We start from the raw sequence: 13921 nt of genomic DNA on the forward strand, positions 1-13921 counted from the left end.
CCCGCCACGGGGCACTTTCACGTGAAAGTGCCCCTCTTGGGGGCGAGCGGTGGGTCAGGGTCCGGGGCCACCGCCAGCTTCAACCCCACCTCGACGAGCGTCCACCCGAGCTGTTGCCTCTTCGTCCCCGTGCGGCGGCGAGGCGTCGCCCGGCCGGGTGGGCGGTTGCGCACGCCGCGGCGCAACTCGCCTTCGCGCTCGTGTACCAGATCCTCGGCCATCAGGAAATGCACCGGATCGCCCCCTGCGTCGATGTTCGGTGTCGGTGACTCCATCGTTGCGAACCGTGCCCGTTGCTTCCACCGGTTTTTCTGCGCGCGAAAGCCAGTGTCACCGACAGCGACCGGGGTTGGCCACTCCGAAGGTGCCCCGCGGCCTAGACTCGCGGGATGGACTCGACCTCGGTGGTGAATGCCGGCGAAGCGCTGTTCCGGCCGGTCCGCACCGGCAACGCCTTCGAGGAGACCGTCGAGCGGCTGCTGCAGGCGATCCGGCTGGGCGTCGTCGGCGCGGGGGAGCGGCTTCCCTCCGAGCGCGAGCTCGCCGAACGGCTCGGCGTCAGCCGCGTCACGCTGCGCGAGGCCATCCGGGCGCTCTCCGACGCCGGTTACGTCGAGTCACGGCGAGGCCGCTACGGCGGCACGTTCGTGCACGACACCCTGCCCGCCCCGCCCGAGCCCGGCGGCAACGTCGACACCGTCGCGCTCGAAGACGCGTTGAGCCTCCGGTACGTCCTCGAGACCGGCGCCGCCGAGATGGCCGCCGCGCGGTCGCTGAGCCCGGCCGACCGGCAGCACCTCACCGGCACGCTCGCCGAGGCCGCCGGCGCCGACCTCGACGACTACCGCCGCAAGGACTCCCGGCTGCACCTGGCCATCGCCGAGGTGACCGCGTCCGGCTCCCTGACCACGGCGATGGCCGACGCCCGCACCCGCGTCAACCAGCTCCTCGACCGCATCCCGCTGCTCCCGCCCAACCTCGAGCACTCGAACGCCCAGCACGAGGCGATCGTCGACGCGATACTGGCCGGCGACGCGCCCGCCGCGCGCCGGGCGATGGCCGAGCACATCGAGGGCACGGCGTCGCTGCTGCGCGCGTTCCTGGCTTGAGCTTCCGTCAGCCGTCGTAGCTGCGGCGGTGGGCCATGATCCGCCGCCGGTGCGTGGTGGCCCAGTCGGCGAGGCCGGTCACCGAGTCCAGCAGCGTGGCACCGAGTTCGGTCAGGGTGTACTCGACGCGCGGCGGGACGCTGGGGTGGACGGTGCGGGTGAGCAGGCCGTCGCGTTCGAGCTGCCGCAGCGTCCGCGTGAGCATGCGCTGGGAGATCCCGGTGACAGCGCGGTGGAGCTCGCCGAAGCGCAGGGTCCGGTCGCGGAGCTGCCCGATGACCAGGAGGTCCACTTGTCACCGACGAGCGAGCAGGAGGGATGCCGGATGAGCAAGACGCTGGTCGTCGTCGGTGCCGGGCCCGGACTGGGGATGGGCGTGGCGCGCGCGTTCGGGCGCCGCGGATTCCGGGTCGGGTTGGTCGCCCGCACCCCGGACCGGCTGGCCGCCCTCGTCGCGGACCTGGCCGGGCTGGGTGTCGAAGCCGCGGCGTTCCCCGCGGACATCCGGGATCGCGCCGCGCTGGCCACCGCGCTGGCGGCGGCCAAGGACGCACTCGGGCCGATCGACGTCCTGGAATACAGCCCCAGCCCGTCCGGGCCCATCACCACGGCCGTGCGGACCACGGCCGAGTCGGTGACCGCGCAGCTCGACCTGCACCTGCTGGGTGCGGTGACCGCGGTCGGCCAGGTCCTGCCGGACATGCGCGCCCGGGGCGCGGGCACGCTGCTGCTGACCACCGGGGTGTCCTCGACGATCCCCGCGCCGTTCCTGGCCAACGTCGGGGCCGCCATGGCCGGCCTGCGCAACTGGGCCCACACGCTGCACGCCGAACTGAAGCCCGAAGGCATCCACGCGGCCACGGTGACGATCGCCTCGGGGGTCGTGCCCGGGGGCGGCGAGGCCGATCCCGACGCCATCGGCGAGCGCTACCACCGCCTGTACCAGCAGGCTGACCGCGTCGAGGAGGTCATCGGGGACCTGGACGCGTTCCGCGCGCTCGTCACCCGGGGCGCGCTGAGGTCCGCGATCTTCATCGGATTCGAACAATTCGACGCAGAACCTTTTCCCCCGTCCGGCCGTCACCCTTTCGTGACCTTGTCGACGGACGACCCCGACGAACCCGCAGCCAAGCCCGACATCCGGGGGTGGCGCCGCGTCCGGCGGATCGCCGGCCGGACGGCCGGCGTCCTGGTCGGCGGCCCGCTGATCGCCTTCTGGGTCGCCTACCTCGTGCTCGACGTCCGCAGCCCGCAGGAAGTACTGGCCGGGCTCGAAAAGACCGTCGTCCTGCGGTACGCGGACGGGTCCGAGCTGCTCAAGGTGGTCCCGGACGACGGCGACCGGATGTTCGTCCCCTACGGGCAGGTGCCCGCGAAGCTGCGGGACGCCATCATCGCCACCGAGGACCCGACCTTCTGGGACAACCAGGGCTTCGACCCCACCGGCATCGGCCGCGCGTTCCTCACCGGGGTCGGCGGCGGCTCCGGGATCACCCAGCAGTACATCAAGAAGTCCACCGGCGACGAAGAAGCGACGCTCGGGCGCAAGTTCGCCGAGCTCGTGCTGGCCACGAAGATCACCCAGGAGCAGAGCAAGGAGGAGATCTTCGAAAGCTACGTCAACATCATCTCCTTCGGCCGCGGCACGTTCGGGCCCGCCGCGGCGATGAACGCCTACTTCGGCAAGAAGCTCGACGACTCCATCACCTGGAGCGAAGCCGCTTTCCTCGCCGGGATGATCCAGTCGCCGTCGGTGCACGACCCGGCCGCCTCCGGCGACGCCCACGCCGCCCGGCGCTGGCAGTACGTGCGCGACAAGCTCGTCGGCCGCGGGTACGTCGGGAACGACGAGCCGATGGCCTATCCCGGCGGCGAGATCCAGCCGCCGTCGGAGACCCGCGCCGGCCGCGTCACCTACGACGAGTTCCACATCAAGCAGCAGGTCCTCGCCGAGCTGGAACAGGACGGCTTCCCGCTGAGCCGGCTCCAGCAGGCGAACCTGACGGTCGAGACGACGCTGGACCGCGGCCGGCAGGACGCCGCGAAGAAAGCCTTGCGGGACAGGCTGGACGGCGAGCCGGCGGTGTTCCGCGGGGCCGTCGTCGCGATCGACCCGTCGACCGGGGCCGTGCGCGCCTACAACGGCGGCGACCAGGGCGTCCGCGACTACGCGGGCACCCCGCACGCGCTCGGCACGGCGTTCCACCCGTTCACGTTCACCGCGGCGCTGCTCCACGGCTTCGGCCCGGACCAGCCGATCCCGGCGTTCTCGAAGGTCGAGTTCCTCGGCGAGGACTTCCAGTACCCGGAAGCCTGCGGCAAGAAGTGCACCCCGCGCCGGGCCTTGGAAACGCACGCCGCCGGCACCCTCGTCGCGCTGGCGAAGAAGCTCGGCCCGGAGGCGGTGAGCGAGGCCGCCCGGCAGGCCGGCATCCCGGACGCCGTCGACGGCGTCCCGACCCTGCGCGAGAAGGACGGCTTCCTCATCGGGCCGGGCATCGCCATCGGCCGGTACCCGCTGCGGCCGCTGGACGTCGCCGGTGCCTACGGGACCTTCGCCGCCGAAGGCCGGCGCGCCACCCCGCACCTCGTCGCGAAGGTGCGCGACGAAAGCGGCTCGGTCGTCTGGGAGCACCAGGACACCGCGGCCCCGGCGTTCGGCGACGAAGCCGCGAGCCGCCGGGTGGCCACCGCGGTCACCGACGCGCTGGGCACGACGCTGCCCGACGGCCGTCCGGCCGCGCTGCGCACCGGCGAGGCCGAGCACGGCAACAGCCCGGACAACCAGGACGCCTGGGCGGTCGGCTACACCCCCCAGCTGGTGACGGCGGTCTGGATCGGCTCCGACGACGAGCGGCGCCTGAAGGACGCGGCCGGCCGCAAGCTGACCGGAGACGCCGCCGCGGCCGACGTCTGGCGCACGTTCATGACGGCCGCGCGGCCGTAGCGGTGGGTCAGCGGACCAGGGCCAGCACGAACCCGTCGTAACCCTTGCCGCCCACCGTCTGGATCGCCGTCGCGTCGAGGCGGTCCTCGGCGGCCAGGAGGGCGAACATCTCGCGGGCGCCGCGGACGTTCACGTCGTCGCTGTCCGGGTCGGCCACCCGGCCCTGCCGCACGACGTTGTCGACGACGATCGTCGTGCCCGGGCGGGACAGGGCCAGCGAGGCGCGCACGTAGTTCGCGAGGTTGGCCTTGTCGGCGTCGATGAACACGAAGTCGAACGGCCCGGTCAGCGTCGGCAGCGTGTCGAGCGCCGCGCCGACCCGGATCTCGGCGACGTCCTCGCCGAAGCCCGCGCGCGCCAGGTTGGCCTTCGCCACTTCGGCGTGCTTCGGCTCGTACTCGCAGGTCACCAGCTTGCCGCCGGCGGGCAGCGCGCGGGCGAGCCAGATGGTGCTGTACCCGCCGAGGGTGCCGATCTCGAGGATCGTCCGCGCCCCCGCCATCCTGGCCAGCAGGTTGAGCAGCTTGCCCTGGTTGGGGGCGACGGCGATGTGCGGCAGCCCGGCGGCGTCGGCGTCGGCCAACGCCGTGTCGAGCACCGGGTCGGGGGCGAGCAGGGCGCCGGCGAGGTAGTCGTCGACGGCGGTCCAGGTCTGGTCGGTCATGGCACCTCCACCGTCAATCTAACCCGGATGGGATCATGCTCGCCGGAAGCGTTTCCGGCGGAAGGGCAGGCATGGACGACTACCGCGTCGTCGCGGACGCCCTCGCCGCCGACATCGAGGCCGGCCGGCTCCGGCCCGGCGACCGGCTCCCGCCGCAGCGCCGCTTCGCGCGGCAGCGCGGCATCGCCGGCTCCACCGCCGCCCGCGTCTACGGCGAGCTCGTCCGGCGCGGCCTGGCCGTCGGCGAGGTCGGCCGCGGCACGTTCGTCCGCGCGGCCAAGCCGCCGCCCGAACCCGCGCTCGCCGAGCCCGGCGGCGCCCGCGTCGACCTCGAACTCAACTTCGCCGTCCTGCCCGAGGAGTCCGCGCGGCTGGCCCGCGCGCTGGAACCGCTGCTGCGCGAGGACGTCCTGACCGCCGCCCTGCACCCGATCGGGACCGCGGGCACGCGCGCGGCCCGCGAGGCGGCGGCCGGCCTGCTCGCCCGCGGCGACTGGCGCCCGGACCCGGCGAACGTGCTGTTCACCGGCAACGGCAGGCAGGCGCTGGCGGCCTCGATCGCCGCGTTCGTGCCGGTCGGGGAGCGGCTCGCGGTGGAATCGCTGACCTACCCGGTGGTGAAGGCCCTCGCCGCGCGGCTCGGCGTCGAGCTCGTGCCGATCGAGACCGACGAGTCCGGGCTGGTCCCGGAGGCCCTGGCGGCGGCCGGTCCGGTGCGCGCGCTCTACGTCCAGCCGACCCTGCACAACCCGCTCGGCACCACGATGCCGCCGCCGCGGCGGGCCGCGCTGGCGGAGGTCACGGCCCGGCTCGACCTGCCGGTGATCGAGGACGGCATCTACACGTTCCTGCGCGACGACGTCCGCCCCTTCGCCGCGTACGCGCCGGAGCGCACGGTGTTCGTCGACAGCCTGTCCAAGCGGGTCGCGCCGGGCCTGACGGCGGGCTTCCTCGTGTCGCCGCCGTCCTGGACGGCGCGGCTGGCGTCGTCGGTGCGCTCGGGTGCCTGGGCCGCCTCGCGGTTCGCCGTCGAAGCGGCGACGCAGTGGATCGTGACGGGCACCCTGGGCGACATCGAGGCCGCCAAACGCCGGGACGCGGCCGCCCGGGCCTCCGTGGTGGCCGAAAAGCTGCCCGGCCTGCGCGGCGACCCCGCTTCGTACCACCGCTGGTGGGAGCTGCCGGAACATTGGCGGGCGGACACGTTCGTCGCCGCGGCGGCCCGTCGCGGGATCGCCCTGTCCCCGGCGGCCGCGTTCGCGGTGCTGCCGGGCCACGCGCCGAACGCCGTGCGGATCGCGGTGTCGGCCCCGCCGGTGGAAACCCTCTCCGCGGCGCTCGACGTCCTGGCCGGCCTGGCGAGCGGCAGCCCGGACGACCTGCTGGCCGACTGACAGCGGCTGACAGGGGCGTGCCAGCCACGTGTGCGGCCGCCGCCAGTGATCACCGCCAGCCTTCGGGAGTCACACCGAAACCCCGAAGGAGCACCCATGCACGTCACGATCATCGGCGCCGGTCTCGGCGGCCTCACCCTCGCCCGCGTCCTGCACGTCCACGGCATCCCGGCCACGGTGTACGAGGCCGAGGCCTCGCCGACGGCCCGGACGCAGGGCGGGATGCTCGACATCCACGACTACAACGGGCAACTCGCCGTCGAGGCGGCCGGGCTGACGGCCGGGTTCCGCGACCTGATCCTCGAAGGCAGGCAGGCGATGCGGGTCCTCGACCGGCACGGGACCGTGCTGGCCGAGAAGACCGACGACGGCACGGGCGGCCGCCCGGAAGTGCAGCGCGCCGCACTGCGGGAGATGCTGCTCGACGCGCTGCCGGCCGGCACTGTCCACTGGGGACACAAAGTGTCCGCGGCGCGCGCCATCGGCGACGGCCGCCACGAGGTCGTCTTCGCCGACGGCCGCACCGTCACCACCGATCTCCTGGTCGGCGCGGACGGCGCCTGGTCGAGGGTCCGGCCGCTGCTCACCGGCGCCGTGCCCGAGTACGTCGGCGAAGCCTTCGTCGAGATCTACCTGTACGACGCCGACACCCGGCACCCCGCCGCCGCGAAGGCGGTGGGCGGCGGCTCGCTGATGGTGCCGTCGATCGGCAAGGGCATCCACGCCCACCGGGAAAGCGGCGACACGCTGCACACCTACGTGTCGCTCACCCGGCCGCTCGACTGGTTCGACGCGATCGACTTCACCGATCCCGCCGCGGCCACCGCGCGGGTCGCGGCCGAGTTCGAGGGCTGGGCACCGGAACTCACCGCGCTCATCACCGACGGCGACACCCCGCCGGTCCTGCGTCCCCACTACACCCTGCCGGTGGGGCACCGGTGGGCGCGGGTGCCCGGGGTGACACTGGTCGGCGACGCGGCCCACCTCATGCCGGCCAACGGCGAAGGCGCCAACCTCGCCATGCTCGACGGTGCCGAGCTCGCCCTCGCCCTCGCCGCGCACCCCGGCGACGCCGAAACCGCGCTCGCGGAGTACGAGGAAGCCATGTTCCCGCGCGCCGCCAAGGTCGGCGCCGAAGGGATGAAGTTCGACGAGCTCCTCGCCGGGGTCGGGGAGGACGACGTCCCGCGGGTGCTGCTCGAGGTGTTCGAGGAGTTCACCGGCGCCGTGCGGGAGTCCTAGGGGGCGTATTTCCCGACGAAGCTGCCGCACGTCACGGTGCGGCCCGTGAGCCGGGCCTGGATCGCCTTTTCCAGGCCGAGGTAGTCGAACACCGGCGTGTCGGCCGGGATCGACTCCGGCACCGGGCCGCCCGTGGCGAGCTCCCGGAACGCGTCCGTCTCGAACAGGACCAGGTAGCCGCCTTCGCGGCTCAGCGCGTCCGCCGTCGCGAGCATGCGCTCGGGCGCGTCGCCGACGATCTCCAGCGGCAGCGGCCATTCGAGGGGGAACGGGTTGCGCAGGCCGAACGCGGGGTAGGCGAACGGGCTGTCCGGCAGGATCGCCGTCCGCGCGGCCGGGAAGCGGTCGAGGCAGTCGCGGATCTGCCGGACGAACGTGTACGTGGACGGGTTCGTGCGGATACCCGACATCGCCGGGGTCACCGTCCCGAGGTCCTCGGTCAGCCGGTCGTGCCCGAGGTCGAGGTAGGCGGCCTGGTCGTGGCGCGCGACGACGACCCAGCCGCACACCGCCACCGCCGTGAGGCCGGCCGTCGCCGTCACCCAGCGCCGGACCGGCCGCGGCCCGGGCGGGACCAGCTCGCCCAGCAGCAGCAACGCCGTCAGGGCCAGGGTGCCGCTGAGCAGGGTCGGCGTGTCGTTGCCCCAGGACAGGCTGGTCATGAACCCGGTGGCGAGCACGAGCAGCCCCGCCCACGGCACCTTCCGCCGCACGGTCGCGTTCACCGCCACGCCGACCGCGACGATCCACCACAGGACGTCCGCCCAGCGCGTGGAGCCGGTGAACCGGCCGTCGACGACGGTCCAGACCACGGCGGCGGCACCGGCGAGCACGAGCACCCACGACGCCACCCGCCGGACCACGCCCAGCCTGTCACCGGGCAGCCGGACGGCCAGCAGCACCACGGCGATCGCGGCGAAGAAGACCAGCTCGCGCACCGGCGGCCTGGTCAGCACCTCCGGGTCGTCGAGCCACAGCCCGAGCAGCCGCTCGCCGTACGCGGGCGCGCCGCCGGTGAGCTGCTCGACCATCGTGCCGAAGCCGCCGCCGAGGCTCACCCACGTCACGTAGGCCAGCCCGGGCGCGCCGAGCGCGAGCAGGTCGAGGACCAGCCGGACCACCCGGCGCGTGCCCGCCCGCGTCGCCGGGTGCAGCAGCAGCCAGAACAGGCCGATCACCGGGGCGAGCACGAAGCTCTGCTTGACGAGCACCGCGCAGCCGAGCAGCAGCAGCCCACCGCGGCGGGCGAGGGCGCGCTCGCCGCGCAGGCCCGCGTCCAGTGCCCAGGCACCGCACGCGGTGAGCGCGATGCCGTCCACGGTGTGCCAGGCCATCAGCGGGAAGGCGTTGAGGTTGATCAGCGCCGCGGCCGCGACCAGTGCCGTCATCCCCGGTCCCCAGTCGAGCACCCGGCGCCGGGTGACCAGCGCGGCGAAGGCGATGGTGGCCACGGTGATCTCGATCATGGCCAGGAAGCTGGAGCCGAAGAACAGCGGCATCGGCAGCGCGAAGTCGGCGACGTGCAGCACCGCGGACCCCAGCGGGCGCGCGGAGATGATGTCGGCGTGCGGGACTTCGCCGTGCAGCACGCGCCACGCCTGGGCGAGGATGAAGCCCTGGTCGGAGGGGTGGAAGCCGAAGCGGCCGACGCGGAGTTCGGTGGCCAGCGCGAGCACCAGCACCCAGCCCACGTGGATGCCAAGGCGCAGCAACGGCCGGGACTTTTTCGCGGGAGCCGGTGTCGCGGCGACGCGCGCAGGACTCGCCACGTCCACGCCGCGCCCGCCTTCCGCTCCCGATCACACCCGGGATCGATGGTAGCGGCCGGGGTGTGCTCCGGCGTGCACGCCACCACCGGGACCGGCCGCGGGAGACCCCGGAAACCGGGGCCGGACCCGGCCCGGCCCCGGCCGGACGTCACCGGCGGGTGCGCCTCGCCGTCCCGATCGCGGCTGTCTGGTCGCTCACGGCGCGGCTGTGCGCAGTGCTGTTTTCCGGCATTCCGAACTCCCCAGTTGGTTCCCCAGTGGCGTCCCGTACGGGTGTACGGGACTCGCGCGAGGGTAGAAGTACCGTCGCGCACGTGCCACCGTTTCGCCGGAATTCGCGGGAATGAGGCACGGCGGCGCCGGATGGGGCGGGTCGCCGGGGGGTTCAGGCCCGGCGGCGCCAGACGAGCCGGGTCACCGCCGCCGCGATCGACGCCGGTGCTGATCGCCGGGGCAGCTCGCGGGCCTCGGGTGCGGACTCCGGCATCGCGCGGTAGGCCAGGTGCGCGGCGAAACGGGCGAGCTTCGGCGCGGTGAGCGTCGCCAGCTCGGCGGCGCGGCCTTCGGGGAGGCTCAGGATCTCCGGCCGCTCCTCGCACGCCTTCACCACCAGCGCCGCGGCGCGTTCCGGGCTGCTGGACGGGATTCCGCGGTAGCCGGTCGGGGCGATCATCGGCGTCCGCACCAGTGGCATCCGCACCGACGTGAACGTGACGCCGTCCGAGAGCGTCTCCCGCCCGGCCGTCAGCCCGAACTCCTCCAAGGCCGCCTTCGACGCCAGGTACGCCGAGAAGCGCGGGGTGTCGGTCTGCAGGCCCTGGGTGGTCACGTTGACGACGTGGCCGAACCGCCGTGCGGCCATCGACGGCAGGAAGCCGAGGATCAGCCGCACCGGGCCGAAGTAGTTGATCGCCATCGTGCGCTCGAAGTCGTGGAACCGCTGCGTGGACAGCGAAACCGAGCGCCGGATCGACCGGCCGGCGTTGTTCACCAGCACGTCCACCGCGCCGTGGTCGCCGAGCACGTCCTTGACCAGTGCGTCGACGGCGTCGCCGTCGGTGAGGTCGCACGGGTACGCCGCGGCCGTGCCGCCCGCCGCGGCGATCTCCGCGCGCACCTCTTCGAGCTCGGCAGCCCGGCGAGCCACGAGGATCACCTTCGCGCCCTTGCGCGCCACCGCGAGCGCCGAGGCCCGGCCGATCCCGGACGACGCGCCGGTGATCAGCACCGTCCGCCCGGCCAGGCCGTGGGTGCGGCGGGCGCGGTCCGGGTCGAGGTGTGCCCGCCAGTACCGGTGGAGCGGCGCGGCGTAGTCCCGCAGTTCGGGGAGCTCGATACCGCTGCCGAACAACGCCGTCGTGGTGCGGGCGGTGTCGAACTCGACGTCCATGGTCAGGTGCGGCAGCACGGCCAGGGGGATGCCGAGCTCCTCGAGGACGGCCGCGCGGGCGCCCCGGCCGCCGGGCACGCGGTCGATCCCCGCCGCGGCCGCGTGCGCGAGCCGGGTGCCCGCGCGCCGGACGACGCCGGACGGCTTGGCCGGCAGCACCGCCCGGATCGTCGGCCCGCCCGCGGCCCGCGCGAAGGCGTTGTAGACGGAGTTCAGCGACTGCGGGCGCGCGGCGGCGAGGTGGTAGGTCGTCCCCGAGGGCGCGTCCCGGTGCATGAGGTACGCGAGAGCCTCGACGACGTAGTCGACCGGCACCAGGTTCGTCGCGCCCAGGTCGGGCGCGGCCAGCGGGAGGCGCCGGGGCAGCGCCGCCAGCCGCGAGATCGCGGGCAGGAAGTAGTAGGGCCCGTCGACCTTGTCCATCTCGCCGGTGCGCGAGTCGCCGACGACGGCCGAGGGCCGGTAGACGCGGAAGGGCAGCGACTGCTCGCGCACGAGCTTCTCGGCCTGGAACTTCGTCGCGTGGTACGGCGAGCCGAAGCGCTGGCCGAGGTCGAAGTCGGTTTCGGTGAACCGCCCGGCGTGGTCGCCGGCCACGGCGATCGACGACACGTGGTGCACCAGCCCGGCCCGCGCCGCGGCGGCGAAGGCCAGCAGGTGCCGGGTGCCTTCGACGTTGGCGCGCCGGTTGGCGTCCTCGTCGGCGGTCAGGTCGTAGATCGCGCCCAGGTGGACGACGTGGTCGAGGTGGGGGAGCTCGGCGGGGTCGGCGCCGAGCCGCGGTTCGGCGAGGTCGCCGACCACCGGGTGCAGCTTGTCCGAGCCCGGCCAGTCACGCGCCAGGCCGGCCAGGCGCTCGCGGGACGTCTCCCGCACCAGCGCGTACACCGCGGACGTCTCCGGCCGCTCCAGCAGCCGCGCGACCAGGCGTTTTCCGATGAAGCCCGTTGCGCCCGTCACGAAGTAGGTCGTCATGGCCGGTCCCTTCCGTCGGGCCCGACTCTAACCTACTGAAAAGTAGGAACGGTAGTTGTCAGTGTTCTTCTTCGTCCGCCGTCGCCACGACGGCGTCCCGCAGGGCGGCCCGCAGCCGTCCGACGTCGAGCGGCCCGAGCACCGCCGCTTCGCCCGGCGGCGCGACCAGCACCACCTTGTCGTTGCTGACGAACACCGTCACGTCCCTGCGCCTGCCTGCCAGATCCCGGCAGCCGATCGACCACTCGCCCCGACTCATGGTCGCCGCCCTCGCTTCCTTGTCGTGGTCGTGCTCCGTGCGAGGGTGGGAGCGGACCCCGGCAAAGCTATGACGCGGGTTCACCCGATCTGCCTACTCGCGGGTTTTGTCTTGCGCTTTCCGGGTTTTCGGCGTAATTGCCGGGTCGTGCCGGGGCCGGTTCTCCAGTAGCGTCCGGATCAGCAGCCGTCTTGTGGGAGGTATGGGATGTCGGAACCGCGGAAGATCGTCATCGTCGGTGCGGGCCTCGGTGGGGCATCCGCGGCGGCCGCGGTGCGAGAACGCGGTTACAGCGGCGAAATCCTGTTGCTGGGGTCGGATCCGCACCGCCCGTACGAGCTGCCGCCGCTGTCGAAGGGCGTGTTGCTGGGCAACGCCGACGAGCCCGACTGGGTGCACGAAGAGAAGTTCTACGCCGAGAAGGACATCAGCTTCGCCTCCGGCGTCACGGCGACCCGGATCGAGCTCGGCGCCCGGCAGGTCCTCGACGACGCCGGCGGCGAGCACCCGTACGACCGGCTGGTGCTGGCGACCGGCTCGAGCCCGCGCCGGCTCCCGGTGCCCGGCGGCGACCTGCCCGGGCTGTACACGCTGCGCACCCTCGACGACGCGCTCAAGCTGCGTTCGGCGTTCGCGGCGGCGGAGCGCGTGCTGATCGTCGGCGCGGGCTGGATCGGCTGCGAAGCGGCCGCGGCGGCCCGGACGCACAACGCGGAGGTGACGGTCGTCGACCCGGTACCGGTGCCCCTGGCGAACGTGGTCGGCGAAACGGTCGGCGGCGTGTTCCGCGACCTGCACGTTTCGAACGGGGTGAACTACCGCCTGGGCGAGCAGGTCGCGGAGATCACGGGCGGCCCGGACGGCGTCCGCGGCGTGCGTCTCGGCAACGGCGACGAGATCACCGCGGACGTGGTGCTGATCGCGGTCGGCGCGGCCCCGCGGGTGGAGCTGGCCCACGCGGCGGGCCTGGAGCTCGCCGACGACGGCGGGGTGGCCGTGGACGCGGGCCTCCGCACGGCGGCCCCGGACGTCTACGCGGTGGGCGACATCGCGGCCCACTTCCACCCGAAGTACGGCCGCCGCATCCGCGTCGAGCACTGGGCGAACGCGAAGGACCAGGGCGCGCACGTGGCGCGGAACCTGCTGGGGGAGAACGAGCCCTTCCTGGCCTCGCCGTACTTCTTCACCGACCAGTACGACCTCGGCTGCGAGTACCGCGGCCTCGCGGACCCGGCGACGGACGAACTGGTGGTCCGCGGCGACCTGGCCGCCCGCGAGTTCACGGCGTTCTGGCTCCGCGACGGCGAAGTGGCGGCCGCGATGAACGTGAACATGTGGGACGACGGGGACGCGCTGGGCGCACTGGTCGACGGCCGCGCGAAGGTGACGGCGGACCAGCTCAGGACGGCGGACCTGGCGTCGCTCACCTGAGGCGTTCGCGGAGCAGGGTGTCGAGCCGCCGCCAGGCTGGGGACGACGCGTTCACCGCACCCTGCACCAGCGCCGGGATCGCCGAGCCCTCCTCGTACGCGGGCAGCTCTTCGCCGTAGCGCGCGCGAGTTGCCGAGACGAGCGTTCCGGCCAGCGCGTCGACGCGCGGATCGTGCGGGTCGAGGTCGTGCACCCGGTCGTACTCGAGGACCACGGCGAGCAGCGCCGGGTTGTCGAGCATGGCCGCCTGGTCGTGGAAGTTCCGGTGCGCGGTTTCGGGGTGGGTGGCGAACACGAGGAGCCACAGGTCGTTCTGCAGCGTCACCCAGCGTTCGCTGAACCCGAGCCCCGGCAGCCGGTCGAGGTACGCGACCACCTCGTCCGGCAGGGGCGACAACCGGCCGGACGCCAGCTGCCGCAGCCGGGACCGGGTGGCCTGCAGGCCGGCGATCCGCGCGGCGAGGTCGTCGTCGATCTGCCGGAGCGCGTCGGCGAGCCCGTTGCCGGAACGCAGTTCGCGGATCCGGGCCAAGGGGACGCCGGCCTCGGCGAGCGTGCGGATCTTGATCAGCTCGACGGCGTCGGCGGCACGGTAGCGGCGGTAGCCGGAACTGTCCCGCTCCGGCTCGGGGAGCAGGCCCTTCGCGTGGTAGACGCGGATCGTCTTGGTCGTCACGCCGGCGTACCCCGCGAGCTGTCCGATGGTGAGCACCCGGCCATCGTCGCACTTGACCTTGCCCC

The 13921-nt window shown here is 73.5% G+C and carries 12 protein-coding genes; 5 read left to right on the plus strand and 7 right to left on the minus strand.

Going from position 1 to position 13921, the window contains the following annotated elements:
• Nucleotides 1–17: 17 nt before the first annotated feature.
• Entirely contained in the window at nucleotides 18–275 is a 258-nt protein-coding gene (locus BLW76_RS12580; RefSeq protein WP_091306485.1) for a hypothetical protein, read from the minus strand.
• A gap of 114 nt (nucleotides 276–389) precedes the next feature.
• Between BLW76_RS12580 and BLW76_RS12585 the strand changes: the two genes are divergently transcribed.
• Nucleotides 390–1109, plus strand: a complete 720-nt coding sequence (locus BLW76_RS12585) for a FadR/GntR family transcriptional regulator (protein ID WP_167384586.1) — start codon at nucleotides 390–392, stop codon at nucleotides 1107–1109.
• 7 nt (nucleotides 1110–1116) lie between these two features.
• Here BLW76_RS12585 and BLW76_RS12590 read toward each other — a convergent pair whose 3' ends face one another.
• Complete coding sequence (locus tag BLW76_RS12590; protein ID WP_341866485.1) at nucleotides 1117–1401, minus strand: winged helix-turn-helix transcriptional regulator; 285 nt, start codon at nucleotides 1399–1401, stop codon at nucleotides 1117–1119.
• A 33-nt stretch (nucleotides 1402–1434) separates the two neighbouring features.
• On the opposite strand from BLW76_RS12590, the gene BLW76_RS12600 reads away from it, so the two are divergent.
• On the plus strand, nucleotides 1435–4056 hold the full coding sequence (locus BLW76_RS12600) for an SDR family NAD(P)-dependent oxidoreductase (protein WP_425266004.1): 2622 nt from the start codon (nucleotides 1435–1437) through the stop codon (nucleotides 4054–4056).
• Between the two features lie 7 nt (nucleotides 4057–4063).
• On the opposite strand, the gene BLW76_RS12605 is transcribed toward BLW76_RS12600, so the two are convergent.
• The gene (locus BLW76_RS12605; protein ID WP_091306487.1) at nucleotides 4064–4720 is read right to left on the minus strand and encodes an O-methyltransferase; all 657 of its coding nucleotides are present in this window, start codon (nucleotides 4718–4720) and stop codon (nucleotides 4064–4066) included.
• A 71-nt stretch (nucleotides 4721–4791) separates the two neighbouring features.
• Between BLW76_RS12605 and BLW76_RS12610 the strand changes: the two genes are divergently transcribed.
• Nucleotides 4792–6114, plus strand: coding sequence for an aminotransferase-like domain-containing protein (locus tag BLW76_RS12610; RefSeq protein WP_091306490.1), 1323 nt, complete (start codon nucleotides 4792–4794; stop codon nucleotides 6112–6114).
• Nucleotides 6115–6210: 96 nt separating this feature from the next.
• Nucleotides 6211–7356 (plus strand): FAD-dependent oxidoreductase, encoded by a 1146-nt coding sequence (locus BLW76_RS12615; protein ID WP_091306492.1) that lies wholly within the window; start codon nucleotides 6211–6213, stop codon nucleotides 7354–7356.
• Here BLW76_RS12615 and BLW76_RS12620 read toward each other — a convergent pair.
• From BLW76_RS12620 to BLW76_RS12630, 3 genes are all read right to left on the minus strand, one after another.
• The gene (locus tag BLW76_RS12620) at nucleotides 7353–9131 is read right to left on the minus strand and encodes a hypothetical protein (RefSeq protein ID WP_091306494.1); all 1779 of its coding nucleotides are present in this window, start codon (nucleotides 9129–9131) and stop codon (nucleotides 7353–7355) included. The two genes, BLW76_RS12615 and BLW76_RS12620, sit on opposite strands and share 4 nt — an antisense overlap.
• Nucleotides 9132–9510: 379 nt before the next feature.
• The gene (locus BLW76_RS12625; RefSeq protein ID WP_091306497.1) at nucleotides 9511–11490 is read right to left on the minus strand and encodes an SDR family oxidoreductase; all 1980 of its coding nucleotides are present in this window, start codon (nucleotides 11488–11490) and stop codon (nucleotides 9511–9513) included.
• A gap of 58 nt (nucleotides 11491–11548) precedes the next feature.
• A complete protein-coding gene (locus tag BLW76_RS12630; RefSeq protein ID WP_091306499.1) occupies nucleotides 11549–11749 on the minus strand; it encodes a hypothetical protein in 201 nt (66 codons plus the stop codon).
• Between the two features lie 207 nt (nucleotides 11750–11956).
• On the opposite strand from BLW76_RS12630, the gene BLW76_RS12635 reads away from it, so the two are divergent.
• Nucleotides 11957–13180, plus strand: coding sequence for an NAD(P)/FAD-dependent oxidoreductase (locus BLW76_RS12635; protein WP_091306502.1), 1224 nt, complete (start codon nucleotides 11957–11959; stop codon nucleotides 13178–13180).
• Here the strand turns inward: BLW76_RS12635 and BLW76_RS12640 are convergent.
• A complete protein-coding gene (locus BLW76_RS12640) occupies nucleotides 13173–13892 on the minus strand; it encodes a MerR family transcriptional regulator (RefSeq protein WP_091306504.1) in 720 nt (239 codons plus the stop codon). The genes BLW76_RS12635 and BLW76_RS12640 overlap by 8 nt on opposite strands.
• Nucleotides 13893–13921: the final 29 nt, after the last annotated feature.

This window comes from Amycolatopsis tolypomycina, from assembly GCF_900105945.1.
Classification (GTDB): domain Bacteria; phylum Actinomycetota; class Actinomycetes; order Mycobacteriales; family Pseudonocardiaceae; genus Amycolatopsis; species Amycolatopsis tolypomycina.

Coding starts and splice junctions, on each gene's coding strand:
- BLW76_RS12580 (WP_091306485.1), bottom strand. CDS start 275: ATGGAGTCACCGACACCGAACATCGACGCAGGGGGCGATCCGGTGCAT.
- BLW76_RS12585 (WP_167384586.1), top strand. CDS start 390: ATGGACTCGACCTCGGTGGTGAATGCCGGCGAAGCGCTGTTCCGGCCG.
- BLW76_RS12600 (WP_425266004.1), top strand. CDS start 1,435: ATGAGCAAGACGCTGGTCGTCGTCGGTGCCGGGCCCGGACTGGGGATG.
- BLW76_RS12605 (WP_091306487.1), bottom strand. CDS start 4,720: ATGACCGACCAGACCTGGACCGCCGTCGACGACTACCTCGCCGGCGCC.
- BLW76_RS12610 (WP_091306490.1), top strand. CDS start 4,792: ATGGACGACTACCGCGTCGTCGCGGACGCCCTCGCCGCCGACATCGAG.
- BLW76_RS12615 (WP_091306492.1), top strand. CDS start 6,211: ATGCACGTCACGATCATCGGCGCCGGTCTCGGCGGCCTCACCCTCGCC.
- BLW76_RS12625 (WP_091306497.1), bottom strand. CDS start 11,490: ATGACGACCTACTTCGTGACGGGCGCAACGGGCTTCATCGGAAAACGC.
- BLW76_RS12630 (WP_091306499.1), bottom strand. CDS start 11,749: ATGAGTCGGGGCGAGTGGTCGATCGGCTGCCGGGATCTGGCAGGCAGG.
- BLW76_RS12635 (WP_091306502.1), top strand. CDS start 11,957: ATGTCGGAACCGCGGAAGATCGTCATCGTCGGTGCGGGCCTCGGTGGG.